The sequence below is a fragment of the Streptomyces sp. NBC_00247 genome, from assembly GCF_036188265.1.
In the GTDB taxonomy this organism is placed as follows: Bacteria; Actinomycetota; Actinomycetes; order Streptomycetales; family Streptomycetaceae; genus Streptomyces.
The window spans coordinates 7,068,813-7,093,241 of record NZ_CP108093.1 but is presented as its reverse complement, the minus strand read 5'-3'; the positions used below and the strand labels follow the sequence as shown (position 1 = coordinate 7,093,241).

Here is a 24,429-nt window from a genome sequence, read left to right as displayed (position 1 = left end):
ACCGGGACCGGCCGTACACACGGGAGGGGTCAGCCCGCGGCGCCCAGGACCGTCGAGACGAGGGCCTTGGCCTCGTCCTGGACCAGGCTCAGGTGGTCGGGGCCCTGGAAGCTCTCCGCGTACACCTTGTACACGTCCTCGGTGCCGGAGGGGCGGGCGGCGAACCAGGCGCTGTCGGTGCAGACCTTGAGGCCGCCGATGGCCGCGCCGTTGCCCGGCGCCTCGGTGAGGACGGCCGTGATGGCCTCGCCCGCGAGGGTGTCGGCCGTGACCTGCTCGGGCGAGAGCTTGGCGAGTACGGCCTTCTCCTGGCGGGTGGCCGGGGCGTCGATGCGCGCGTAGGCGGGGGCGCCGAAGCGGGTGGTGAGCTCGGCGTAGTGCTGGGACGGGGTGGAGCCGGTGACGGCGGCGATCTCGGAGGCGAGCAGGGCGAGCAGGATGCCGTCCTTGTCGGTGGTCCACACCTGGCCGTCGCGCCGCAGGAACGAGGCGCCGGCGGACTCCTCGCCGCCGAAGCCGAGGCTGCCGTCGAACAGGCCGTCCACGAACCACTTGAAGCCGACCGGGACCTCCACCAGCCGGCGGCCGAGGTCGGCGGCGACCCGGTCGATCATCGAGGAGGAGACGAGCGTCTTGCCGATGCCGGTCCCGGCGGGCCAGCCGTCGCGGTGGGTGTAGAGGTACTGGATGGCGACGGCCAGGTAGTGGTTGGGATTCATCAGCCCGCCGTCCGGGGTGACGATGCCGTGCCGGTCGGCGTCGGCGTCGTTGCCGGTGGAGATGGCGTACGCGTCGCGCTGGGCGATGAGCGAGGCCATGGCGTACGGCGAGGAGCAGTCCATCCGGATCTTGCCGTCCCAGTCCAGCGTCATGAAGCGCCAGGTCGGGTCGGCCAGCGGGTTGACCACCGTGAGGTCGATGCGGTGGGTCTCCGCGATACGGCCCCAGTAGCCGACGGACGCGCCGCCGAGCGGGTCGGCCCCGATCCGGATGCCCGCGTCGCGGATCGCGTCCAGGTTCAGTACGGACGGCAGGTCGTCGACGTACCCGCCGAGGAAGTCGTGGCGCCCCGTCGTCCCGGCGGCCAGCGCGCGGGCGTACGGGACGCGGCGCACCTCCTTGAGCCCGCCCGCGATCAGTTCGTTGGCGCGGTCCTGGATCCAGGAGGTGGCGTCCGAGCCGGCCGGCCCGCCGTTGGGCGGGTTGTACTTGAATCCGCCGTCGGCGGGCGGGTTGTGCGACGGCGTGACGACGATCCCGTCGGCCGGCCCTTCGGTCCGGCCGCGGTTGTACGTCAGGATCGCGTGCGAGACCGCCGGGGTCGGGGTGTAGCCGTCCTCGGAGTCGATGAGGACGGTGGCACCGTTCGCGGCGAGCACCTCCAGGGCGGTGACCCGCGCCGGCTCCGACAGGGCGTGGGTGTCCGCGCCGAGGAAGAGCGGCCCGTCCGTGCCCTGGCGGGTGCGGTACTCGCAGATCGCCTGGGTGGTGGCGGCGATGTGGTCCTCGTTGAACGCGGTCGCGAGCGAGGAACCGCGGTGACCCGACGTGCCGAAGGCCACCCGCTGGCCGGGTTCGGCCGGGTCGGGGTGGAGGGCGTAATAGGCCGTCACCAGCCGTGCCACGTCGACCAGGTCGTCGGACTGTGCGGGTTTACCGGCCCGTGCGTGCACCATCGGTTCTCCTCGTTCGTGGGTGGCGGTCGTCGGTCCGTCGGGACCGGGCCACCACCCGGGGGGACGATCACCACGATTTGTACCCGATCCTGCCCCCTCCCTCCCGCACTGGCGTCCGGTTTCCGTCGCGGGCGAACGCGGCGTTCCTCACGTCCGCTCCCCCGCCGGAGCCCGCAGGCGCAGCTCCGTACCCGGCCACCGGGACCTGAGCCACCGGTCGTGGCTGGCGACGACGACCGTTCCGGGGCCGGTGCCGAGCGCTTCCTCCAACTCGTCGGCGAGCCGGGGCGAGAGGTGGTTGGTCGGTTCGTCGAGCAGCAGCAGGTCGGGCGGGTCCGCGACGAGGAGGGCGAGGGCGAGCCTGCGGCGCTGACCGGCCGACAGTTCGTTGACCCTGCTGTCGAGATCCCGCACGGCGAAGAGCCCGAGCCCGGCGAGCGGGACGCGTTCGGCCCGCTCCTCGCCGATCCCGAGGGCGTACGTCTGTGCGACGGTGCGGCCAGGGTGGTCGAACACCGTGTCCTGGGCCAGCAGTCCGGCCCGGAGACCCTCCCGGCGGCGCACCCGGCCGGTGGGGGCCGTCAGTCCGCCCGCCAGGATAGCGAGGAGCGTCGACTTGCCCGCGCCGTTCGGTCCGGTGACCAGCAGGCGGTGGCCGGGGTGGAGGTCCAGGCGCTCCAGGGTGAGGCGTCCGGGTACCCGGACGTCGCGGAGGGAGAGCAGCGGGGCGTCCTCGCCAGGGTTCACGGGCGCGGCGGGTTCCGGTCCCGGCGTCCGAAAGCGCAGCGGCTCCGGCGGGGCGGGGACGCGCTGCCGCTCCAGTTCGCCGAGCCGGCGGGCGGCGTTGCGCACCCGGCGGGCGATCTGGTTCTGGACGCGGCCCCCGGCGTGGCCGTACCCCATCTTCTCGTTGTCGCGCGGACCCCGGTCCGGGGCGACCCGGTGGGCCGTGACCTCCACGGCGCCGCGCAGGTCGGCGAGTTCCTTCTCCTCCTCCTCGAAGCGGCGTTGCCAGCTCTCCCGGGCTGCCCGCCGCTGGTCCTGGTAGGCGGTGTAGCCGCCGCCGTAGTGGACCGGCCCCCGCACGGCGGGATCGAGGTCGATCAGGTCGGTGCAGACGGCGTCGAGGAAGGCCCGGTCGTGGCCCGCCACCACGACGGCTCCGGGCATCTCGCACAGCCGATGTTCCAGGAAGGCGGCGGCCTCGTCGTCCAGGTGGTTGGTGGGTTCGTCGAGGAGGAGTGCGGTGGGCCGGCGGATCAGCAGCGCCGCGAGGGCGAGACGTCCCCGCTGCCCGCCCGACAGGGAGTCGAGGGTGCGTCCGTGGGGCAGGGCGCCGAGGCCGAGGCCGTCGAGCACGAGCCCGGCACGCCGGTCGGCGTCCCAGGCCTCGTGCTCCTCGGCCTGCTCCAGGCACTGCGCGTACCGGGTGAGGAGGTCGCCGTGGGCGGGCGTGCCCTCGGGTGCGGCGGCGATCTCCCGGGAGAGCAGGTCGAGCCGTGCGGGGCCGGCGCGGGACTCCGCGAGGGCGTCGTCGAGCACGTCGCTGATGCTCGCCCCTCTCTCGTACGGCATCTCCTGGTGGAGATATCCGAGTCCGGCGGGGCGGACGACGGTCCCGGAGTCGGGTTCGTCCACTCCGGCGAGGATTCTCAGCAGGGTGGACTTGCCGGCGCCGTTCTCCCCGATCAGGCCGATGCGGCGGCCGGGCGCGGCGGTGAGGGAGACGCCGTCGAGCACCCGGCGCCTTCCGAGGGTACGGACGAGGTCGTGGGCGAGCAGGGCGGGTCGGCTCATGGGGGACCACCTGGATCAGGTCGGTTGCGGTGCCCGTCGGGCAGGGCCTCGGGCGCGGGCGGGTCGGAGAGGAACGCCGGGTCGTGGGGGACGCCGGGCGGTCAGTCGTCGCCGGGCGCGTCCGCCTCCGTGAGCCGTCCGTCGGCCAGGTGGAGCCGCCGGTCGATCCGGATCTCCGCGAGGAACCGCTCGTCGTGGCTGACCACCACGAAGGCTCCCTGGTAGGCGTTGAGCGCGCTCTCCAACTGGCCGACGCTGACCAGATCGAGATTGTTGGTGGGTTCGTCCAGCAGCAGGAGTTGCGGGGCTGGTTCGGCGTAGAGGACACAGGCGAGGGTGGCGCGCAGTCGCTCGCCGCCGGAGAGCGCCGCCACCGGCAGATGCGCGCGCGAGCCCTTGAAGAGGAAGCGCGCCAGCAGGGTCATCCGTTCCGCCTCCGGCAGCGAGGGCGCGAACGCCGCGAAGTGCTCGGCGACGGTGCGTGCGGAGTCGAGCAGGTCGAGGCGCTGGGAGAGGTACGCGATGCGGCCGTCGGCCCTCCGGAGCGTGCCGCTCTCCGGCTCCTGCCCGCCCTGGACGATCCGCAACAGGGTGGACTTCCCCGCCCCGTTGGAGCCGGTGAGCGCGATCCGCTCGGGGCCACGGATCTCCAGGTGCGCTCCTTCCCCTGCGAACAGCTCGCGGTCGCCGCCGCGGACCCGTACCCCGTCGCCGAGGAAGACGGTCCGCCCGGCCGGGACGCGGGTTCCGGGCAGTTCCAGGGTGATCCGCTGGTCGTCGCGGAGCGCGCGGCCGGCCTCGTCGAGCCGGGCCCGGGCGTCCCCGACGCGGGCGGCGTGCGTGCCGTCCGCCTTGGCCGCCGACACCTGGGCACTGCGCTTCAGTCCACCCGCCACGATCTTGGGCAGCCCGGCGTCCTTGATGGTGCGGGCGGCGTTGCTCGAACGGCGCTGGGCGCGTTCGCGCGCCTGCTGCATCTCCCTCTTCTCCCGCTTCACCTCCTGCTCGGCGCTGCGGACGTTCTTCTCGGCTACCTCCCGCTCGGCGCGCACCATCTCTTCGTAGGAGGTGAAGTTGCCTCCGTGGAAGCGGACTTCGCCCCGGTCGAGCTCGGCGATGCGGTCCATCCGGTCGAGCAGTTCCCGGTCGTGGCTGACCAGGAGCAGACAGCCGTTCCACTCCTCGATCACGGCGTAGAGCTTCTTGCGCGCGTCGAGGTCGAGGTTGTTGCTCGGTTCGTCGAGGAGGAGGACGTCGGGGCGCTTGAGGAGCTGCGCCGCGATCCCGAGCGAGACGATCCGCCCTCCGCTGAGGGTGTCCAGAGGCTGTGTCAGGGTGACGTCTTCGAGACCGAGGCGGTCGAGTTGCGCCCGGGTGCGCTCCTCGACGTCCCAGTCGTCCCCGATCACGGCGAAGTGTTCCTCGCTGGTGTCGCCGGATTCGATGGCGTCGAGCGCGCGGATCACGGGGGCGACACCGAGCACCTCGGCCACGGTGAGGCCGCCGGTGAGCGGCAGGTCCTGCGGGAGGTGGCCGAGTGTTCCGCTCACGGAGACGGAGCCGGTGGCCGGCTCGTACTCACCGGTGATCAACTTGAGCAGGGTGCTCTTGCCCGCACCGTTCGGCGCGACGAGTCCGGTACGGCCGGCGCCGACGGTGAAGGAGAGGCCCTGGAAGACGGGCGTGCCGTCGGGCCAGGAGAAGGAGAGGTTCGAGCAGGTGAGGAACGCTGCGGACATGAAGACGTCCTTGTGACGTGATGCGGGCGCGCCTCAGAAGCGGCCGCCCGGCGGCGAACAGGGGTGGGGGTACGACAACGGGAGCCATCACAGCGGCGCGGAAACGCGCCGACCGGTGGCCGATCACCTTCGGGTGTCACCCGGAGATGTCGTCGTCACCCTTCACAGCTGCTCTCCTTCATCGATGATCACATCGCTGATCACGTGTCTTTCACGATAACAGCCGGCTCCGCGCGTCGCCGGGAATTGTCGAAGGGCCCGGTACGGGCGCCCCGCGCCCCCACGCCTCGGGCCGTCTCAGCAGGTAACGGCGTCGACCAGCGACTCGGGGGCTTCGGGGGCCCGGGCCGTCCGGCGTCCGGCCACCCGGCACCCGAGGCACTCCGGATGCCCCGCACGGGCCCCGGTGTCACGTACGCGCCAGCTCCACTCCCCCTCGGGCCGGGGGCCGCCCGGCTTGCCCCAGCCCGCCAGATGCAGCAGCCACGTGGCGACGCCCGCCGCGACGGTCACCGCTGCGGCCAGCACCACGCCGAGCAGGGAGGCCGCGCATACGGCGACTCCCGCTCCGGCGGCCCCGACGACGGCGAGGGCCGTTCCGGTCCAGCCGGCCAGGGTGTGCCCCAGGTCGACATCACCGTGTGCGCTCATTGCTTCCCCCGTCCAGGAAAATAGCGGCAGCAGGCTCCGAGAAGAAATTTCATCTCACGAGCTAAGTAACTTAGATGCTAAGGAGAATGCTCGTGGAGGGCAAGCCCCGCCCCTCGGCCTCGGCCGAAAAGGCACTTCAGCGCATGGACCGGTTCGTCGCGCTGAGCCTCGTGGGCCAGAGCGACGTCGCCCAGTCGCTGGGGCTCAACGTCACGGACCTGACCTGTCTCGGGCACATCCTCGGGGCGGGCCCGGACGCCCTGACCGCGGGCGACCTCGCCGAGCGGGCCGACCTCACGACCGGCGCCATCACCGGAGTGCTCAATCGGCTGGAACGCGCGGGCTTCGCCCGCCGGCAACCCGATCCGGGGGACCGCCGACGGGTCCGGATCGTCGCCGACGAGTCCGCGGCGGGCCGGGTCGTCGCCGTGTACGAGCCCTTCTACCGGCGGCTGACGGCCCTCTTCGCCGACTACTCGCCGGATGAGACGGCGGTGCTGGCGGACTGGTTCGCCCGCGCCGCGGACGAGATGCGTGCCCACCTCGCCGAACTGCGGGGCTGAGGGCTGCCCCGGACGCCTCGGCCGTCGGGCCCGGTGCGGCCCGGCGGCCCGACGATGCGCCGATGCCGCCCGCCGGAACGCCTCCGCGCGGTCTGCCGGCCAGGTGCTCCGCGAAGAACCCGGTGAGCTCGGCGACCGCGGCGGTGACGTAGGCGCCGGCGGTCTCCGACACCTGTCGGTCCCGCCCTCGCGCCGTAGACCGCATGCCGTAGACCGCACGTCGCGGGCCGCGGGCCGCACGCCAAAAAGCGGTGCGCGTCCCGTGGTGGGACGGGCACCGCCTCCCGGACGAGCCGGGGCGCTCGTACTGCGGCCGCGGGCTACAACTGCGGGTAGACGTCCCCGCTGCTCATTCCGGACTGCTGCTCGCTGCGGTCCCGCATCTTGCGGGCCTTCTCCGCGAGACGCTGCCGCTCGTCGGGGTCACTGGCCTTCTCGGCGGCCTCGCTCAGTTGTCGTGCCTTCTCCCGCATCTGCTGGGCCAGCTTGGCGGGTTCGTCCGCTCCGCTCATCACCACTCCTCGTCCGCTGGGCATCCGACGCTCCCAGCGAACCAGCAGGACGGGGCCGACGCATCTCGGCGGGCCGGCGGGGACCTCCTTCCGCCCGGCCACCGGCCCGCCGCCCGCCGCTCGCCGCTACTCCTCAGCGGTCCCCGCGGTCCCCGGCACTTCGGCGCGGGCACGTCTGCCGGCGCTGTAGTCCGCCACCGCCGCCTCCAGGCCGATGTCGTGCTGGGCCCGCTCCGAGAGGAACCACCGGTGCTCCAGCAGCTCGTGGTAGAGCTCGGCGGGGTCCATGGAGCCCCGCAGGTCGAGCGGGACGGCACGGACCGTGGGCCTGAACTGGTCGCGGACCCAGCGGTGCGCGAGCACCTCGGTACGTGCCCCGAGCGGGTCACCGGGGGCGTAGTCGTCCTGGGTGGCCATCCAGCTCTCCAGGTCGTTGAGGAGCCGCCGCGCCTGGTTCTCCTCGGTGTCGAGGCCGGTCAGCCGCAGCAGCTGGCGCTGATGGTGGCCCGCGTCGACGACCTTGGGCACGAAGGTGACGGTGTCGCCGTCCGGAGAGTTGACGATCTGCATCTCGGCGACGTCGAAGCCCATGTCGTTGAGCCGGCGCACCCGTCGCTCGATGTAGTGGTACTTGCCCGCCGGGTAGACCGAGGTACGGGTCAGCTCTTGCCACAGCGCGGCGTACCGGCGGGAGATCTCGGCGCCGAACGCGATCGGGTCCACCGAGGGGTGGAGTGCTCCGGCGGCCTCCAGGTCGAGCATCTCACCGCTGATGTTGACGCGGGCGAGGTCGATGTCGTACTCCCGCTGGCCGTCGCTGAGCCGCTCGTGGGTCTCGCCGGTCTCGGCGTCCACGAGGTAGGCGGCGTAGGCTCCCGCGTCACGCCGGAAGAGGGTGTTCGAGAGCGAGCAGTCGCCCCACGCGAATCCGACGAGGTGCAGCCGGACGAGCAGCACCGCGAGGGCGTCCATCAGCCGGTGCACGGTGGACGGGCGCATCGTGGTCTCGAACATCGAGCGGTAGGGCAGCGAGCCGTTGAGGTGCCGGGTGATCAGTACGGGCTCCAGCGCCTCCCCGTCCGGCCCGGCCCGTCCGGTGACCACGGCGAGGGGGTCGACCGCGGGTATCCCGAGCCGGTCGAGCGTACGGAGCTGGTCGTACTCGCGTACGGCCGGGCGTTCGGCGAGTTCCTTGACGGCGATCACGTCCGCCCCGGCGCGGGCGTAGCGCACCACGTGACGGGAGATGCCGCGCGGCAGCGGTACGAGGTACTTCTCCGGCCACTCCTCCAGCGGCAGGTGCCACGGCAGCTCCAGAAGGAGTGCGGGGTGTTCCGGGTTGGTGGCGCTGATCTGCAAAGCCATGGCTCGCCTCGCTCGAACGGGTGACGGGCCACCAGTGTGCGGGACGCCGTCGTACGGGCCGGGGGGCGGGGTGGTGCGGGGCGGGCCCCGGCCCGTCCCTGCCGCTCCCCTACTCCTCCCCGGGCGTGGCGCCCGGGCGTGCGGTGTGGTCGGGGCGGCCCCGGGTCCGGCGGGCCTCCTTCAGCTCCGCCTCGTACAGGTGGGTCCGTCCTGCCGCGAGTTCGCCGGTCAGACGCCGCTCGATCGCGGCGAAAGGGCGGTAGTAGGTGCGGTCGTACGCCTCGACGATCTGGAACGTCCAGTGGCCCGGGATGACGTTGCGGCCCACGATCTCCCGTTCGACCAGGTCCGCCGCCGGGTCGTGGCCGGCCTCGCGCAGGAGCCGTACCGCCTCGTCGAGCTGGAAGTCGGCGCCGCCGGTGAGCTGGTGGAACGTGTAGAGGGCGCCCCGGGCGCGCTCGGTGGTCTCCAGCGCCTCGGAGAGGGCGCCCAGGGCACGTACGGTCTCCTCGCTCACCCCTTCGGGGCGGCGGTGGGCGGTGTCGGGGCGGTCGGCGTGTTCTTCGTCCATGCCCGGTACCTGCCCGGTCCCGGGCTCCCGGTACCGGGCTCGGGGCGCCCCGGCCACCCGACCGGGCGACGCGGCCCCGTACGGCCCACGCCCCGCGCCGGGGACCGGGCGGGGCGTGGGCCGTGGGGACGGGCTCGCGGCACTGTCTGTCGCGGACCTGCTCAGAGAGCGGTCATGACGTGCTTGATGCGGGTGTAGTCCTCGAATCCGTACGCGGAGAGGTCCTTGCCGTAGCCGGACTTCTTGAACCCGCCGTGCGGCATCTCGGCGACCAGCGCCATGTGGCTGTTGATCCACACGCAGCCGAAGTCGAGGTTCTTCGACATCCGCATCGCGCGGGCGTGGTCCTTGGTCCAGACCGAGGAGGCGAGGGCGTACTCGACGCCGTTGGCGAACTCCAGGGCCTGGGCCTCGTCGGTGAAGGACTGCACGGTGATGACGGGGCCGAAGACCTCGTTCTGGATGATCTCGTCGTCCTGGCGAAGGCCGGAGACGACGGTCGGCGCCCAGAAGTAGCCCCTGTCACCGACCCGGTGGCCGCCCGCCTCGACGGTGGCGTGCGCCGGGAGGCGGTCGACGAAGCCGCTGACCTGCGCGAGCTGGCCGGCGTTGTTGAGGGGGCCGTAGAGCACGTCCTCGTCGTTGGGCAGGCCAGTCTTCGTGCCCTTGGCCGCTGCCGCCAGGGCCGCGACGAACGCGTCGTGCACCGATTCGTGCACCAGCACCCGGGTCGCCGCCGTACAGTCCTGGCCCGCGTTGAAGAAGCCGCCGACGATCAGGTCCTCGACGGCCTTCTCCAGGTCCGCGTCCTCGAAGACGACCGCGGGGGCCTTGCCGCCGAGCTCCAGGTGGACGCGCTTGACGTCCTTGGCCGCCGAAGCGGCGACCTGCATGCCCGCCCGGACGGAACCGGTGATCGAGGCCATCGCGGGGGTGGGGTGCTCCACCATCATGCGGCCGGTCTCCCGGTCGCCGCAGACGACGTTGAAGATGCCGAGCGGCAGGTCCATCCCGGCCAGTACGCCGCCGATGATCTCGGCGATCAGCACGGTCGACGCGGGGGTGGTGTCGGAGGGCTTGATCACGACGGCGTTGCCCGCGGCGAGGGCGGGGGCGAACTTCCAGACCGCCATCAGCAGCGGGTAGTTCCAGGGGGCGACCTGGGCGCAGACGCCCACCGGCTCGCGCCGGATGAGGGAGGTCATGCCCTCCATGTACTCGCCGGCCGAGCGGCCCTCCAGCATCCGCGCGGCGCCCGCGAAGAAGCGGACCTGGTCGATGGCGGGGTCGAGTTCCTCGCTCCGCGTCAGGTGGAGCGGCTTGCCCGTGTCGCGGCTCTCGGCGGCGACGAGCTCGTCGGCCCGCGCCTCCATCGCGTCGGCGATCTTGAGCAGCGCGCGCTGGCGCACGGCGGGGGTGGTGTCGCGCCACACCGGGAACGCCGCGGCGGCGGCCGCCATGGCGGCGTCGACGTCGGCCTGGCCGGAGAGGGGCGAGGTCGCGTAGACGTCACCGGTGGTGGGGTCCACCACGTCGAGGGTGCGACCGTCGGCGGCGTCCACGGATACGCCGTCGATGTAGTTGCGGAACGTGGTGCTCATGGAACGGTTCTCCTGGTCAGACGGTGGTGCGGGCGGACAGGTGCTCGTGGACGGCGGGCCAGCCGCCGTCGGCCGTGCGGGCGAAGACGATCGTCTCGCGCTCCAGCAGCGTCTCCTCGCCCGAGGACGTGGCGACGCGGGTGGCCACGTCGTGGCTGAAGACCGCGGTGTCCCCGAAGTGCTGGATCAGCTGGTCGGTGGAGGTGCAGGCCAGAACGCGGAAGTCGTCCTCGTCCACCCAGCGCTGCCACAGGGCACGGTACTCGGCGGTGGAGGTCAGCCGCTGGGGGGTGGTGTGGAAGACGAAGGTCGCGTCCGGGGCGAAGGCGCCGAAGTAGTCGTCGAGGCGGCCTTGCGCGAAGGCCGCGACGAGTGCGTCGGCGGCGGCGGCCACGTCCTCGTGTCCGGGGGGTTCGCTCATGTCGTTTCCTTGTCGGTGGGGGCGTGGGAGCTGTGCGGGCGGGCTGTACGGGCCCGCGGGGTCAGCCGGCGGCGGTCGCGGTCGCCACCGGTTCTCCGGCCGGGCCCGTGATGGGTGTGACCTCGGTGTCGGCGGCGCGGACGAGGCGGGGGCCCGCCGGGCCGTAGACCGCGCGGGGCTCGGGGAAGGCCGTGAGCAGCGCGAGGTAGATCACCGCGGCGAGGACGAGGCCGACCGGCAGGGAGATGTCCGCACCGTCGGCGAGGTCGCCGAGCGGCCCGACGAATTGGCCGGGCAGGTTGGTGAAGAGGAGGGCGACGACGGCGGAGACCAGCCAGGAGGCCATGCCGCGCCAGTTCCAGCCGTGGGCGAACCAGTACCGGCCGCCGCGCCGGCGGCGGTTGAAGACCTGGAGCGCGTCGGGGTCGTACCAGCCGCGCCGGGTGACGTAGCCCAGCGCCATGACGACCATCCACGGGGCGGTACAGGTGATGATCAGCGTCGCGAAGGTGGAGATGGACTGGGCGAGGTTCAGCGCGAAGCGGCCGACGAAGATGAAGGCGATGGAGAGCGCGCCGATGAAGAAGGTGGCCTGCACGCGGCTGAAGCGCGGGAAGACGCTGGAGAAGTCGAGGCCGGTGCCGTAGAGCGAGGTGGTACCGGTGGAGAGGCCGCCGATGAGGGCGATCAGGCAGAGCGGCAGGAAGTACCAGCCCGGCGAGATGGCGAGCAGTCCGCCGACGTAGTTCGGGGCGGCCGGGTCGACGTACTTCGCGGCCCTGGAGGCGATGATCGACGCGGTGGCCAGGCCGAAGAGGAACGGCAGCAGGGTGGCGACCTGCGCGACGAACGCGGCGCCCATCACCCGGCGGCGGGGCGCGCCGGCCGGGATGTAGCGGGACCAGTCGCCGAGGAAGGCGCCGAAGGAGACCGGGTTGGAGAGCACGATCAGTGCCGCGCCGATGAAGGACGGCCAGAACAGCGGGTCGGCGGTCGAGGCGAAGGAGCCCGCGTAGCCGGGGTCGAAGTCGCCCCAGAAGGCGAAGGCACCGAGCACGAAGAGCGCGGAGGCGGCCATCACGGCGATCTTGTTGACCAGCAGCATGAAGCGGAAGCCGTAGACGCAGACGACCAGGACGAGCCCGGCGAAGATCGCGTAGGCGATGCCGTACGACACGTCGGACTCGGGGACGTGGACGAGCCGGTGGGCTCCGCCGACGAGGGCGTCGCCGGACGACCAGACCGAGATCGAGAAGAAGGCGACGGCGGTCAGCAGCGAGAGGAAGGAGCCGACGACGCGTCCGTGCACGCCCAGGTGGGCGGAGGAGGAGACGGCGTTGTTGGTTCCGTTGGCCGGGCCGAAGAGCGCCATCGGTGCCAGCAGCAGCGCCCCGGCGACCAGGCCGAGGACGGTGGCGGCGAGGCCCTGCCAGAAGGAGAGCCCGAAGAGGATGGGGAAGGCGCCGAGGACGCACGTCGCGAACGTGTTGGCGCCACCGAAGGCGAGGCGGAACAGGTCGATCGGGCGGGCCGTGCGGTCCCCGTCCGGGATCCGCTCGACCCCGTAGGTCTCGATTTCGGTGATCGAGCTGGTCACGGGCGTGTCACCTTCCGTTCTTGTCGTGCAGCAGTGACGAGCCCACAGTCTGGCGCCCGGGGTGATCGGCGACAATTGTGTCAGGCACAGAGCGATAGGCTCCTTTCTGTGGCAAGCGACAAACTCACCGTGGAAGATCTCCTCTCATTCCCCGCTCTCCAGCTCTCCGTGAAGGCGGGTGGCGCGGGGCTGGGGCGGTCCGTCTCCTGGGCGCACGCCAGCGAGCTGGACGATCCGACGCCCTGGCTGCTGGGATCCGAGCTGATCATGACGGCAGGGCTGGCGGTACCGGCCACGGGCGCCGCACAGCGCGCCTACCTCGAACGTCTGGACGACGCCGGGGTCTCCGGCCTCGCGCTCTCCGCACAGCTGCACATGCCCGTCCTGCACGACGACTTCTTCCGGGCGGCCGAGGAGCGGGGCTTCCCGGTGCTGGAGGTGCCGCTCTCGGTTCCCTTCATCGCCGTCGCGCAGGAGGTCGCCGCGGCGGTGCAGGAGGACGCCCGGCACCGGCTCGGCGCCCAGCTCCAGGTGTTCGGCTCGTTGCGCTGGCTGGTCGCGGAGGACCTCGACACCCCCGCCCTGCTCCGGCGGCTCGAACGCCTCTCCGGGTACGACGTGTACCTCTGCACACCGCAGGGCCGCCCCCTGCTGCCGGGCGTCCCGGTGCCGGACCCGTCGGTACTGCCGGACTCCGTGGACGCGCCGCCCACCGTGCCGGGCGGCTTCGTACTGCCCGTACCCGCGCCCGGCGGTCCGGCCGGGTTCCTCGTCGCGTACGAGCGCGAGGGTGCCCGGCCCGCCGGGCTCGCGGTGGCCCAGCACATCGCCACGGTGGCCGCGCTGCGGCTGGCGATGGTGCGCAACGAGCGCGAGACGCTCCGCCGCCAGGGTGCGGAGACCCTCGCCGAGCTGCTCCAGGAAGTGCTGGACCCCGAAGCGGCCCGCCGCCGGCTCGCCCGGCACTCGATCGAGGGGGAGACCGTCCTGATGGTGGTGCGCCACACCACCGACGAGGCGCTCCTGCACGTTCTCGCGGACCAGCCGCACCTCCTGCTCACCCGGGGCGAGGACCGTTACGTGCTCGGCGCGCCGGAACTCGCGGAGGCGGTGGGCACCCTGCCCGTGGCGGCGACCGGGATGAGCCGCCCCTTCCGGCCGGGCGCGGCACTGAAGGTGGCGCAGCGGGAGGCGGTCTGGGCCGCTTCGAAGGCGGCCGAGTCGGGACGGCCGGTGGTCCGCTACGGCGACGACCTGACGGGCCGGTGGCTGCCGGACGATCCGGCGGTGCTGTCGGCCCTGGTCGAGAACGTGCTCGGCGAGGTGCTCAGGTACGACGCCGCCCACGACTCCCAGCTGCTCGTCTCGGTCCGTACGTGGATGGAGCGGGACCGGCGGACCGAGGCCGCTGCCGCCGCGCTGCACATCCACCCCAACACCCTGGCGTACCGGCTCCGCCGCTTCGGGACGCTGGCGGATCGCGACCTGGCGTCCACCGGCGCCCTGTCGGAGGTCTGGCTGGCGATCCAGGCGGCCGGCACGCTGGGGCTCGCCGACCGGACCGTCTGAGCGCGCCGCACGAACGGGTGTCCGCACGGCCGGAGGCGGCCGCGCATGTGCGGACCGGGTGGATCGCCGGACGGCGGACGGCCGGACCCCGGACAATCCGGGGAGCACCGTCCGCGAGCCTGTCCTCGCCGCCAGGAGTCGCCCGTGCGCACGCTCATCAACGTCCCCGAGACCGCACGAGGTCAGGCCGCCGGCTCCCCGGCGCCCTCCGCGGCGATCGTGAGGCGGACGCTGCGGCTGACGCCGTCGACGGTCACCGCGAGAGTGACGGTGCCCGGTCGCAGGGCTGTCAGCGTGCCGGTGGCCGGGTCGAGGAGGGCGACGGGCCTGCCACGCGCTCCGCGGACCTCCCCGATCCGCAGGTTCGGCGACCCCGTCCAGTCGGCGCTCACCGGGAAGGCGACCGGCACCTGACGCGTGCCCTGGGTGATCCGGGCGGACACCTCGGCCCGGTCTCCCGGTGCGAGCGTGGTGGGCGCGTCGAGGGTGAGGTCGTCGACGTGGGCCCGGGTCTGTACGGAGATCCAGTCGGGCCCGCCCGCCCAGGGCCGCTGCCGGGCGGCCGCCTGCTCGGCGGGTGTGACCCGGTCCGTCCCGACCAGACTCCAGCCGGTGAACCCGCCCCCGTCGACCGGGCCGGAGGGGGTTTTGCCCGAGTTGCCGTTGACGAGGTAGGGCACGCCGTCGACGTGCGAGGCGTGGAACACCCCGACGTGCCCACCGATGAAGGCGGCCCCCTTGCCGGTCGTACGGCGGAACCCGGCGAGCCACTCCTCCACGAGGGCCGCCTCCTTGCGGTCGCCCAGCTGACTGGCTTTCTGCACCGTGGGGTCGCGCGGCGGTACGTGCTCGATCAGCACGACGGACCCGATGGCCGGGTCGGTGGCCGCAGCGTCCAGTTGTTCACGGAACTCGCGGATCTGCGCGTGTCCGCCGCCCCGCAGGCTCAGGCTGGAGGTGTCGAGCGTGATGAAGCGGGTGCCCCCGTGGTCGAACGTGCGGTGGGCGGGGCCGAACCGGTCGGTGAAGTCGCCGATCGAGCCGCCCATCACCTCGTGGTTGCCCGGCACATAGGTCCAGGGCAGGTCGTCGCCGAGCTCCTCGTCCAGCACCTGGCGGGCGAAGTCGAGGTCTGCGGGCGCCCCCTCGTCCACCAGGTCTCCGTCGATGACGAGGAAGTCCGGGTGCGCGGCCTTGATCTCCCGCAGGGTGCGCCGGGCCTGGGCGACGATCGCGCTGCCGGGGTCGCGGGCGACGAACTGCGCGTCCGACATCACCGCGAACCGGGATTCGCGGCCCTCGGTGACGGCCGCCGTGTCGATCAGCGGGTCGGCCACCGGCTCCCGGGCGGGCAGGTCGGCGGTCGGCACCACCTGGGCGACGAGGTCGTCGATGACGATCTCGCCGGTGTACCGCGCGGCGGCGGCGGTCTCGGCCAGGTAGAAGCGGTGGACGATGAGCGGCGTCGGGGCTCCGGCGGGCACCGCGAAGGTGACCTGCCGCCAGCCGGTCCAGGTGACGTACGGGCCTCGGAGCAGTTGGTCCGATCCGGCGGCGTCCTTGAGATGGAGCGTGGGCCAGGCGCCCTTGCCGTCCCCGTCGATCCAGAGGGTGAAGGACTGGGGACGGCCCGGGACCGCGACCGGCTGCGGCGGGGCCGCGTAGGCGGCGCGGGTCGCGGTCGACCGGGTGAAGTCGTAACTGAGCTTCAGCCCCGTGCCGGTGTGCCCGTCCTCGGTCGCGGCCAGCGAGCCCCCGGCACGGGCCTGGCTGAATTTCCAGGCGTCCGCGTCGTCGAAGCCGGATACCGCCTGGTCGGCGAGGCCGACCGTGACGGCCAACACGGTGGTGGTGCCGTGGACCGAGGCGGTGATGAGCCCCGCGGCGCCCTGACCGGCGCGGGCCGTGACGGTGAAGGCGCCCCGCCCGTCGTCCCGGACGGCGAAGAGGGCCCGGTCGTAGTCGAGGACGACGTCGCGGGGTTCGACCGGGGCGCTGTCGCCGTGGGCGTCGGATCCGACGATGCCGAAGGTGCCGGTGGCGCCTTCTCCCTGGAGGCCGAGGCGCTCGGTGGTGGGGCTCACGCGGGCCAGTTCGTCGAGCACGGTGAGCCGGACCGAGCCCCGGGCCCTCCCCCGCTCGGCGACGGCCTCGGCCGTGCCGCCGTGCCGGGCGGTGAACAGGCCGCGCGCGTCGACGGTCCCGACGCCGGGGGCGGTGGTGCGCCAGTGCGGGGTGCCTGTCGCCGGTCCGTACGTCTCGTCGTACCCGGCGGCGGTCAGGGCCCGGGTGAGGCCGGGGAAGACCCGGTCGGGGTGGCCGCCCGCGACGGGGTCGTCCCCCGGAGCGGCGGCCGGGGGCGTGCGGGTCTCCACCCAGTAGCCCGTGAGGGTGCCGCTGCCGTCCGGCGCGGTGAGGGCGAGGCCGTTGGGGACGGTGCGTTCGCTGCCGTCGGAGGGGCTGTTCTCCACCTGGAGGGCGTCGCCGCCGGGTTCGCGCGCCACCAGGGTGGAGGAGCCGCCGCCGTCCAGGTTGAGCGCGCTGAAGGCGCCGGCCTCCCGCATCATCCGGCCGAGTTCGGTGAGGGTCGCCCCGCCGCTGTCGGCCTGCCTGCCGTCCACGGTCAGCACGTGCATGGTGCGGCCGTCCCGGGAGAACCCGACCGCGGTGCGGGGCGCCGCGGTGTTGTTGCTCTCGCCGTCGTGGTTCTGCTCGACTCCGTCCACCACGAGCGGTTCGCGCCCGCCGACGGCGGTGCTCGGCAGCGGGCCGTCGTCGCCGGTGCGCGCCCGGTACGTCAGCCCGACCGGGTCGCCCGGCCGCAGCGCCGTCAGGAGCTCCGCCCCGGCCTCGCGTCCGACCAGGACGGTGGTGTCCTCGGGGACGGGCCCGCTGCCGGGTGCCGACGACACGGAGACCACCCGGCCGTCGCGTACGACGGCCTCGGCGACCGGCCGCGCCGCGTCCACGGTCAGCGCGCGGTCCGCGTCGCCCCAGGCGGAGGTGTACGCGCCCACGGAGCCGGCGGGGACGTCGGCCGCGTTGTAGGCGCCGAGCGGATGGTCGCCGGAGGGCAGGGTGAGGGTTCCCTCGAAGTACAGGTCCAGGATCCGCCCGGCGTTGCCGGCGCCGATTCCGACCGCGTGGGAGGATCCGGCGGCCGGCGAGTGGTCGAGGGCGCCGTCGCGGACACCGGGCCCCTGCGGCGCGCCGGTCTCGTTGATGTCGAAGAAGTCGGCGTTGACGGCGGCGACGGTGCGGCGGCCCGCTCCTGGGTCGTGACCGGCCGCCAGCTCGGAGACCGTACGCCGCTCGCTGACCTTCCCGGTGGAGAGGTAGTCGGCGCGGACGTCCTTGCCCAGGTCCACGGTGAGCGCGTCGACGCGGAGCCACTTGTCGGCTTCGAGCCGGTCGTACGAGGCGAGGCCGATGCCGGGAGCGACGGGCCGGGAGGTGCGGGCGGTCTCGATGCCGTGATCGTCGATGACGGGGCCGCCGGATCGTCCGGCGCCCGTCGGGGCGCTCGCACCCGGCGGAGCCACCGGTCTCAGGACCTCGGCCGCGTTGCGCGGGTGGGGGTCGGGTGTGGTGTCGGCCGCGGCGGGGGAAACGACCCCCAGCGCGACTCCGCAGACGGTGGCGAACAACACGAACGCCCGCGCGGAGCGGACGGCGGGCCCTGGACGTCGACGCACAAGTCCTCCTGCTGAGAGGCGGGTTGGACGGTTCATCAGCGCCGGGGCGTGGTCCGGATGCGGCTTTGTCCAGCCGGAGGGCGGGCAGCGCGACTTCCGGAACACGCTCTGGTGGCGGACAGCATGCCGGGGACGCCCGGGCGGCGCCAGGGGGCGGGAGTGACGGCGGGGACAACAGAGTACGGCCGGGGCGCGTCGGCACCGCTTTCGCGACACCGCCTCGGCGCCCTCGTCCCAGGGACCGCGCGGGCGGCCGATTCCGAGGCGCCCGGTATGCCCGAACCGGTGGCGACGCAGGCGCGATGTACGGAGAATTGACGACATGTCGATGAGCAAGCGCAGTGCGGGGGTCCTTCTCTACCGGACCGGGGCCGGGACGGACGAGAGAGGTGTGGAGGTGCTGCTCGGGCACATGGGAGGCCCGTTCTGGGCCGGGCGGGAGGACGCCGCGTGGTCGATCCCCAAGGGGGAGTACGAGCCCGGCGAGGCGGCGGAGACGGCGGCCCGCCGGGAGTTCGAGGAGGAGGTCGGGCTGCCGGTACCGGACGGCTTCTGGGTGCCGCTGGGCCAGTCCCGCCAGGCGAGCGGCAAGACGGTGGTCATCTGGGCGGTGGAGGGCGAGGTGGACACGGCCGAGGCGGTGTACGGCACCTTCGCGATGGAGTGGCCGAGGGGCTCGGGGGTGGTCCAGGAGTTCCCCGAGATCGACCGGGTCGCCTGGTGCACCCCGGAGCAGGCGGCGTCCCGGCTGGTGACCGGCCAGCGGGTCTTCGTGGAACGGCTGCTGGCGCACCTGGAGCGGTAGGCGGTTCCCGCCCCCTTCCCCCCGGCCCGGGGTGTCCGGGACGGCTCGGGCGTCGCCGGGCAGTCGGGACTTTCGAACACGCCCCGGGCCGGCACCACGCTCCGGCCGTCGCCCGTCAGGCGCCGACGGGACGTCCGTCGCGCAGTTCCAGCACGTCTCCGGTGAACCGGCTGCGGAAAGCCCGGTCGTGGGAGACCACGACGACCGCTCCCCCGTACTCGGCGAGCGCGGCCTCCAGTTCCTCGACCAGGTCGAGGGCGATGTGGTTGGTCGGTTCGTCCAGGACGAGTACGTCGGCGGGTCGGGTCACCAGCCGGGCGAGGGCGAGTCTGCGCTGCTGGCCGACGGAGAGGTCGCACACCGCGACGCCGAGGTCCTCGGCGCGGAACAGTCCGAGGGCGAGCAGGTCCGCCGCGTACTCCTCGGGCGCGCCCGGCCGGCCGGCCGCGTAGGTGGCGAGGAGCGAGCGGCGGGTCAGCCTGGCCGGCAGCTCCTGGGGGAGGTATCCGACGCGGCCACGTCGGGCGACCGTCCCGGAGTCGGGGGCGAGGTCACCCGCGAGCACCCTGAGCAGAGTGGTCTTGCCCGCCCCGTTCGGGCCGGCGACCAGGAGACGCTGCCCGGGCAGCACGTCGAGCGCGGGCAGGCGCAGTCGCTCCCCCACCGAGACGGACTCCAGCGCGAGCACGGGCGCCGGGGTGCCGATGGCGTCGATGCCGCCCGTGGCCTCGATGCCGCCCATGGCCTCCACGCCGTCCGCAGAGCGGGTGGCGTACGCGGGGCCGGTGGCACCCGTGTCGTCGGTGGCGAGGGAGAGACCCGCCCTGAAGCGCAAGGGCTCCGGCGGCGGGGGCACGGGGGTGGCGAGCAGCGCGTCCCGGCGCGTCCGCGCGGCCCTGACCCTGCCGGAGAGTTTGGCGTCGTGCGAGCGGCGGTGCTTGCCGAATCCCTCCGCCGGATCCTTCCCGGAGGAGCGCAGCCGTCGGCCGGCGGATTCCACCAGCTCTTCGGCGCGGGCGAGTTCGGTGAGCCACTCCTGGTGCTCCTGCACCCAGCGGCGCCGCGCCGCGGCCTTCGCCGTCCGGTAGCCCTGCCAGCCGTCGCCGTGGCGGGTGACGGCGCGCCGATCGCGGTCCACTTCCAGGACGACGTTGGTGGTGGCCTCCAGGAACGCGCGGTCGTGGGTGACCACCACGAGGGTGCCCCGGTGGGCGCGCAGGCGGTCCTCCAGCCAGCGCACGGCGGGCACGTCGAGGTGGTTGGTCGGCTCGTCGAGCAGGAGCGACTCCGGTGCGGCGGCCAGCACGCAGGCGAGGGCCAGCCGGGACTGTTCGCCGCCGGAGAGGGTGGCCAGGGGGCGGTCGCGGGTCAGGTGTGCGAGTCCGAGGCCGTGCAGCGCCGCGTCGGTGCGGGCGTCGGCCTCGTACCCGCCACGGTCCTGATAGGCCGTCAGCAGGTCGCCGTAGGCGTCAAGGTCCGCCGCCCCCGGGGCGGGCCCGGACAGCCTGGCCTCGGCTTCGCGCATCCGGTGTTCCAGGGCGCGGAGTTCGGCGAGGGCGGTGTCGACGGCGTCCTGCACGGTGTGGTGCGGCGCCAGGGCGAGGGTCTGGGCGAGGTGGCCGACCCCGCCGGGGAACCGGGTGACGACCTCTCCGGCGTCCGGGGCCTCGGCGCCGGACATGAGCCGGAGCAGGGTCGACTTGCCAGAGCCGTTCTCACCGATGACGGCGACGTGTTCGCCGCCCCCGACGGCGAGGGAGACGCCCGCCAGGACGACCCGGTCGCCGTAGGCCAGCGTGACGTCCCGGAGAGTGATCTGGGAGCGGTCGTGCGTTGCGGACATGGGAATCTGATGCTTTCGCTGAGGGAGGACCCGGACACGGCCGTCGGGACGGGCGTGCGGCGGGGGTTGGTTCCGGTCGGCCGGAGGTACCGGGACAGCGCGCTCGGCGCGGTGCCGCGACGGTCCTCACCGGAGCGGATCAGCGGAAGTAGAAGTACGAACCCATGGCGCGAGTGTAAGGGCTGTCCCGCAATTCGTGGTGGATCAGTGCGCGGCGTCAGATGCGGTGCATCGCAAGGCGGAGGGGCGTCCGCATACTGGATGTATGTGGACGTTCCGACAACGCGGCGAGGTGCCGTAGCTGTCGTCGCGCACCCGCCAGGAATTGCGGGACAGCCCTTAGGGCTTGCAGATCATTAACACGTCGTCTTGATCTTGTTGTCCTCGCTGGTCTGTGCCTGGACCCGGTCCTGAAGGGCGGCGAGGGCCGTGGGTGGGGTTGTCGCCGGTGGGATGGTGATGCCGTGTGCCTCGAGCAGTCGCCGGTTCTTCAGGAGGGTGCGGTGCATCGCGGTGCGGCTGGTGCCGAACAGCACGGCGAGGGGTTCTGCGGCCAGGGCGTCCCGCAGGTGGAGCACGGTGGCCAGGACCTGGTCGGCGAAGGCCAGCCGAGGCGGCCGACCGCGCCGGGTATCCCCGTCCGGGGCCAGGGTCTCGGTGAGGTCGTTCAGTTGCTGGCGGGTCATCCCGGTCAGTGCTGAATCGGAGAGCAGGGCCTGGTCCCACTCCGGGTCCGGCGTCTTCGGGGCCCGGGCCGCCGGGATTCCCGGTGATGGTTGGGGGTGCAGTGCGTAGTTCCAGGCGCCCTGGAACGCGTGCCGGGTCAGCGGTAGGGCGGCCATTGCCGCGTCTTTGATGCGGACTCCGGTCGGGTAGGTGTTGGTGTCGAGTTCGGCTCTCACGCGCAGTCCGGTGCGGGTGGTGGTCGCGGCGATCGACTGCACGATGACTTCGTGACTGGTCAGCGGGCGGCCGTTCCAGTTCATGGTGATGTGCGAGAAGAGCCGGTGCTCGATCTTGTTCCACTTCGATGTGCCTGGTGGTAGGTGACACACGGTGATCGTCAGCCCGGTTTCAGCTGCGAGTTGGGCCAGCTCGAGCTTCCAGGACCGGGTGCGGTAGCCGTTGGATCCGCCGGCGTCGGCGGTGATCAGCAGCCGTGTCGCCCGCGGGTAGGCAGCCTGGCCCTGGCCGTGCCACCAGCGGCGGATCGATTCCACTGCGAACGCGGCGGTGTCGTGATCGGTGCCGACGTTGACCCAGCCGGTGTTCGCGGTCAGATCGTAGATCCCGTAGGGGACGGCTTTGCCCAGCTGCGGGTCGGCGAAGTCGTGGACGCTGACCGGGACAGGCTCGCCGGTAGGACGCCACTGGCGGCCGCTGTTCTTGAAGACGCCGACGAGCTCCTTCTTCTTGGTGTCCACGCTGATGACCGGCTGGCCGGCGTCCCGGTAGTTGCGGGCCTGCTCGTTGAGGTAGCGGAACTGGGCGTCCCGGTCCGGATGCTGACTGCCCTCGAGCTTCTTCGCGTTGGCCTGAAGACTGAAGCCTTCCTGCCGCAGCAGGTCGCCCACGGTATCGGCGCTGATCCGGTGCCCGGCCCGGGCCAGCTCCGCAGCGAGCGTACGGGTCGATTTCACCGTCCACCGCAGCGGCGACATCGGGTCGCCTCTCTCCTCGGGCTCGACCAGCGCCAGTAGTGCCGGCCGCAGCCCCGGATCCAGATCGGCGACCCGTTTGCGTCCTCCGCCGGGACGCCGGACCCGCCCCAACGGCTCCTCTCCGGATTCCAGCTCGAACACGCCGTTGCGGACCGTCGTCTCGCTGACCTGGGCCGCCCGGGCGACAGCGCGGATGCCACCATGCCCCAGCAGCCGGGCCTCGGTTCCTATCAGCAGCCGTCGCTGCCGCTCGTCCAGATGTGGGAACAACACCGCGAACTTTGCGAAGAGTTGGTCACGGGTCTCGTCCGGGATGCGCATACCAGACCAACGAGCCCCAGGTCGGGAAGCAACACCTTGATGATCTGCAATCCCTTAGGGGAACGGGCCGACGGACGTCTCCGGGAATACGGCGGACCGCCGCGTTCAGTCGCGCCCCGGGGCCGAGCCCGGCAGGCGGATGACGGCCCGGCCGCCCTCCAGGTCAACGGTCGAGCGGTGCGGCGGGGCGCCGTCCTCCTCGTCGTCACGCATCAGCAGGGCGCTGGTGCGTTCCTTCAGCTCGCTCTGCTTGCCGGGCGAGAAGGTGGCGTGCAGCTGCTCGAACCCGGTCGCGGAGACCTGGCCCCGCCGGGCACCGTTCCGCCAGGGCAGGACACCAGCGCGGGAGCCGCGCAGCATCAGCTGGTCGACGAAGGCAAGCACGGTCAGACCGACCACGAGGGTGGGGAGCGTGAGCAGCGCGGCGAATCCCATGGCCGCAGTATGACCGCGAGTGCGGGCGGAGGGCACTGATCGAACAGCACCGCCCCGCCGAGGCCGTCCCCGACGTCGCCGCCCGGCGAAGGGAGGAGGCCAGCCGTTGGCGTGTCTGGAGGCGAGAGGCGGATTGCGGCGAAGCCGCCGCCGGACTTTCCCCGTAGAGACACGGCGCAGCCGGAGGGCCGCGGCACGACGAGCCGCGGTGGGTCCGGAGGCGGTCTCGGCGCTGTTCCGTGCTCCGAGGCAGCTACTGCTTCGAGGACACCCTCACCCTGCCCTCCGGCGAAGGTCCGCCCTCCGCTTCCCGGACACGCCGACGCGGGCCGTCACCGTGGTTCGGCGGCCCGCGTCGGGTTGCTCCGTACCCCGGTCCCGTACGAGCGACGAAGGGACCGGGCCCCGCCCGTCCCGGGGGGAGGACGGACGGGACCCGGGGTGTGTGTCAGCCGTTGGGCAGGATGACCGCCCGGCCGTTGATCTTGCCGTCGTGCAGACGCTCGTAGGCGAGCGGTGCCTCGTCGATGGAGTACGTCTCGACGTGGACGTCGACGGCGCCGGCGTGCGCCAGCTCGATGACCTCGGCGAGCTCCTTGCGGGAGCCCCAGTACGGCGCGGTGACCGAGGTGGCGAACGGCAGAACGCCGAAGCCGACGGGCAGGAGACCGCCGCCGATGCCGACGATGGTGACGTCGCTGTCCACGGAGGCGACCTCTCCGGCCGTCTTCACGGTCGGGGGGACGCCGACGAAGTCCAGCACGACCTTGGCACCGGTCCCGCCGGTGAGCTCGCGCACCTTGGCGGCTGCGTTCTCGTCGGAGAGCACGGTCTCGTGGGCGCCGACCTTGCGGGCCAGCTCCAGCTTCTCCTCGGTGACGTCGAGGGCGATGACCTTGACCGCGGTCATCGCGCGCAGCAGCTGGATGGCGACGTGCCCGAGGCCGCCGGTGCCGATGACGACGGCGGTGGCGCCGGGCAGCAGCTTCGGCAGCGAACGCTTGATCGCGTGGTAGGGCGTGAGTCCGGCGTCGGTCAGGGACACCGTCTTGACCGGGTCGAGATCGCCGATCGGGACGAGGTGGCGGGTGTCGTCGACGATCATGTACTCGGCCATGGCGCCGGGGTTGCCGAGGCCGGGCGGCATGATGCCGAGCTCCGCCGCGCGCAGGCAGTAGTTCTCCCGGCCCTCGGCGCAGTTCACGCAGGTGCCGCAGCCCCAGGGGCCGTAGACGGCGACGTTGTCCCCGACCGAGACGCCCTGGGCGCCCTCGCCCAGCTCGACGACGGTACCCACGCCCTCGTGGCCCAGGGTGAGCGGCAGCGGGTAGGTGAGTTCTTCGGCGGACCAGCTCATCACGGCGATGTCGGAGTGGCAGACACCGGCCGCGGTGACCTTCAGCAGGACCTGTCCCGGTCCGGGCACGGGCTTCGGAATCTCTACGACCTCGGGTGCCGCGCCGACGGTGCGGTACTGAACTGCCTTCATGGTTCTCCCTCTGTTCTGTACCGGGCCCGCCCCCGCTTCCGGCCGGGTTACGGCCGGTCGGCGGGTGACGCGCCCCTCTTGCTGTGCCCCCGTCTTGCTGTGCCCCCGTCACCCCTGG

Annotated in this window: 18 protein-coding genes; 3 read left to right on the top strand and 15 right to left on the bottom strand. The window is 72.8% G+C overall.

Going from position 1 to position 24,429, the window contains the following annotated elements; translation table 11 throughout:
* Positions 1–29: 29 nt before the first annotated feature.
* From pgm to OHT52_RS30230, 4 genes are all read right to left on the bottom strand, one after another.
* The gene (gene pgm, locus OHT52_RS30245; protein ID WP_328723358.1) at positions 30–1,676 is read right to left on the bottom strand and encodes a phosphoglucomutase (alpha-D-glucose-1,6-bisphosphate-dependent); all 1,647 of its coding nucleotides are present in this window, start codon (positions 1,674–1,676) and stop codon (positions 30–32) included.
* 147 nt (positions 1,677–1,823) lie between these two features.
* Positions 1,824–3,473 (bottom strand): ABC-F family ATP-binding cassette domain-containing protein, encoded by a 1,650-nt coding sequence (locus OHT52_RS30240; RefSeq protein WP_328723357.1) that lies wholly within the window; start codon positions 3,471–3,473, stop codon positions 1,824–1,826.
* A gap of 101 nt (positions 3,474–3,574) precedes the next feature.
* Entirely contained in the window at positions 3,575–5,212 is a 1,638-nt protein-coding gene (locus OHT52_RS30235) for an ABC-F family ATP-binding cassette domain-containing protein (RefSeq protein ID WP_328723356.1), read from the bottom strand.
* A gap of 297 nt (positions 5,213–5,509) precedes the next feature.
* Positions 5,510–5,863, bottom strand: a complete 354-nt coding sequence (locus OHT52_RS30230) for an HGxxPAAW family protein (protein ID WP_328723355.1) — start codon at positions 5,861–5,863, stop codon at positions 5,510–5,512.
* 92 nt (positions 5,864–5,955) lie between these two features.
* On the opposite strand from OHT52_RS30230, the gene OHT52_RS30225 reads away from it, so the two are divergent.
* A complete protein-coding gene (locus tag OHT52_RS30225) occupies positions 5,956–6,426 on the top strand; it encodes a MarR family transcriptional regulator (protein ID WP_328723354.1) in 471 nt (156 codons plus the stop codon).
* 320 nt (positions 6,427–6,746) lie between these two features.
* Here OHT52_RS30225 and OHT52_RS30220 read toward each other — a convergent pair whose 3' ends face one another.
* The 6 genes from OHT52_RS30220 to OHT52_RS30195 all read right to left on the bottom strand — a co-directional run bounded on the left by OHT52_RS30220 (position 6,747) and on the right by OHT52_RS30195 (position 12,493).
* Positions 6,747–6,938, bottom strand: coding sequence for a DUF6381 family protein (locus OHT52_RS30220; protein WP_328723353.1), 192 nt, complete (start codon positions 6,936–6,938; stop codon positions 6,747–6,749).
* 126 nt (positions 6,939–7,064) lie between these two features.
* A complete protein-coding gene (locus OHT52_RS30215) occupies positions 7,065–8,303 on the bottom strand; it encodes a DUF4032 domain-containing protein (RefSeq protein WP_328723352.1) in 1,239 nt (412 codons plus the stop codon).
* 109 nt (positions 8,304–8,412) lie between these two features.
* Positions 8,413–8,874 (bottom strand): hypothetical protein, encoded by a 462-nt coding sequence (locus tag OHT52_RS30210; RefSeq protein WP_328723351.1) that lies wholly within the window; start codon positions 8,872–8,874, stop codon positions 8,413–8,415.
* Between the two features lie 161 nt (positions 8,875–9,035).
* On the bottom strand, positions 9,036–10,475 hold the full coding sequence (locus OHT52_RS30205; protein ID WP_328723350.1) for a gamma-aminobutyraldehyde dehydrogenase: 1,440 nt from the start codon (positions 10,473–10,475) through the stop codon (positions 9,036–9,038).
* Positions 10,476–10,491: 16 nt separating this feature from the next.
* The gene (locus OHT52_RS30200) at positions 10,492–10,896 is read right to left on the bottom strand and encodes a YybH family protein (protein WP_328723349.1); all 405 of its coding nucleotides are present in this window, start codon (positions 10,894–10,896) and stop codon (positions 10,492–10,494) included.
* Positions 10,897–10,957: 61 nt separating this feature from the next.
* Complete coding sequence (locus OHT52_RS30195; protein WP_328723348.1) at positions 10,958–12,493, bottom strand: purine-cytosine permease family protein; 1,536 nt, start codon at positions 12,491–12,493, stop codon at positions 10,958–10,960.
* A gap of 108 nt (positions 12,494–12,601) precedes the next feature.
* Here OHT52_RS30195 and OHT52_RS30190 point away from each other — a divergent pair, with 108 nt between their 5' ends.
* On the top strand, positions 12,602–14,062 hold the full coding sequence (locus OHT52_RS30190) for a PucR family transcriptional regulator (RefSeq protein ID WP_328723347.1): 1,461 nt from the start codon (positions 12,602–12,604) through the stop codon (positions 14,060–14,062).
* A 182-nt stretch (positions 14,063–14,244) separates the two neighbouring features.
* Here the strand turns inward: OHT52_RS30190 and OHT52_RS30185 are convergent, their stop codons facing one another.
* A complete protein-coding gene (locus OHT52_RS30185; RefSeq protein ID WP_443046725.1) occupies positions 14,245–17,757 on the bottom strand; it encodes a phosphodiester glycosidase family protein in 3,513 nt (1,170 codons plus the stop codon).
* A gap of 322 nt (positions 17,758–18,079) precedes the next feature.
* On the opposite strand from OHT52_RS30185, the gene OHT52_RS30180 reads away from it, so the two are divergent.
* Positions 18,080–18,562: an NUDIX domain-containing protein gene (locus OHT52_RS30180; protein WP_328723346.1), complete on the top strand. Its 483-nt coding sequence runs from the start codon at positions 18,080–18,082 to the stop codon at positions 18,560–18,562.
* 115 nt (positions 18,563–18,677) lie between these two features.
* Here OHT52_RS30180 and OHT52_RS30175 read toward each other — a convergent pair whose 3' ends face one another.
* The 4 genes from OHT52_RS30175 to OHT52_RS30160 form a co-directional block, all read right to left on the bottom strand.
* Positions 18,678–20,405 (bottom strand): ABC-F family ATP-binding cassette domain-containing protein, encoded by a 1,728-nt coding sequence (locus OHT52_RS30175; RefSeq protein ID WP_328723345.1) that lies wholly within the window; start codon positions 20,403–20,405, stop codon positions 18,678–18,680.
* Positions 20,406–20,761: 356 nt separating this feature from the next.
* Positions 20,762–22,387 carry an ISAzo13 family transposase gene (locus OHT52_RS30170; protein ID WP_328723344.1) on the bottom strand — a complete coding sequence of 542 codons (1,626 nt, stop codon included), beginning with the start codon at positions 22,385–22,387 and terminating at the stop codon, positions 20,762–20,764.
* Between the two features lie 105 nt (positions 22,388–22,492).
* Positions 22,493–22,822, bottom strand: a complete 330-nt coding sequence (locus tag OHT52_RS30165; protein ID WP_328723343.1) for a DUF6191 domain-containing protein — start codon at positions 22,820–22,822, stop codon at positions 22,493–22,495.
* A gap of 448 nt (positions 22,823–23,270) precedes the next feature.
* Complete coding sequence (locus OHT52_RS30160; RefSeq protein ID WP_328723342.1) at positions 23,271–24,311, bottom strand: NAD(P)-dependent alcohol dehydrogenase; 1,041 nt, start codon at positions 24,309–24,311, stop codon at positions 23,271–23,273.
* Positions 24,312–24,429: the final 118 nt, after the last annotated feature.

What these genes read in the sequence shown, in the direction of transcription:
- pgm (WP_328723358.1), bottom strand. Translation starts at nt 1,676, where the DNA reads ATGGTGCACGCACGGGCCGGTAAACCCGCACAGTCCGACGACCTGGTC.
- OHT52_RS30180 (WP_328723346.1), top strand. Translation starts at nt 18,080, where the DNA reads ATGTCGATGAGCAAGCGCAGTGCGGGGGTCCTTCTCTACCGGACCGGG.
- OHT52_RS30215 (WP_328723352.1), bottom strand. Translation starts at nt 8,303, where the DNA reads ATGGCTTTGCAGATCAGCGCCACCAACCCGGAACACCCCGCACTCCTT.
- OHT52_RS30160 (WP_328723342.1), bottom strand. Translation starts at nt 24,311, where the DNA reads ATGAAGGCAGTTCAGTACCGCACCGTCGGCGCGGCACCCGAGGTCGTA.
- OHT52_RS30235 (WP_328723356.1), bottom strand. Translation starts at nt 5,212, where the DNA reads ATGTCCGCAGCGTTCCTCACCTGCTCGAACCTCTCCTTCTCCTGGCCC.
- OHT52_RS30170 (WP_328723344.1), bottom strand. Translation starts at nt 22,387, where the DNA reads ATGCGCATCCCGGACGAGACCCGTGACCAACTCTTCGCAAAGTTCGCG.
- OHT52_RS30230 (WP_328723355.1), bottom strand. Translation starts at nt 5,863, where the DNA reads ATGAGCGCACACGGTGATGTCGACCTGGGGCACACCCTGGCCGGCTGG.
- OHT52_RS30165 (WP_328723343.1), bottom strand. Translation starts at nt 22,822, where the DNA reads ATGGGATTCGCCGCGCTGCTCACGCTCCCCACCCTCGTGGTCGGTCTG.
- OHT52_RS30220 (WP_328723353.1), bottom strand. Translation starts at nt 6,938, where the DNA reads ATGAGCGGAGCGGACGAACCCGCCAAGCTGGCCCAGCAGATGCGGGAG.
- OHT52_RS30205 (WP_328723350.1), bottom strand. Translation starts at nt 10,475, where the DNA reads ATGAGCACCACGTTCCGCAACTACATCGACGGCGTATCCGTGGACGCC.
- OHT52_RS30200 (WP_328723349.1), bottom strand. Translation starts at nt 10,896, where the DNA reads ATGAGCGAACCCCCCGGACACGAGGACGTGGCCGCCGCCGCCGACGCA.
- OHT52_RS30240 (WP_328723357.1), bottom strand. Translation starts at nt 3,473, where the DNA reads ATGAGCCGACCCGCCCTGCTCGCCCACGACCTCGTCCGTACCCTCGGA.
- OHT52_RS30175 (WP_328723345.1), bottom strand. Translation starts at nt 20,405, where the DNA reads ATGTCCGCAACGCACGACCGCTCCCAGATCACTCTCCGGGACGTCACG.
- OHT52_RS30210 (WP_328723351.1), bottom strand. Translation starts at nt 8,874, where the DNA reads ATGGACGAAGAACACGCCGACCGCCCCGACACCGCCCACCGCCGCCCC.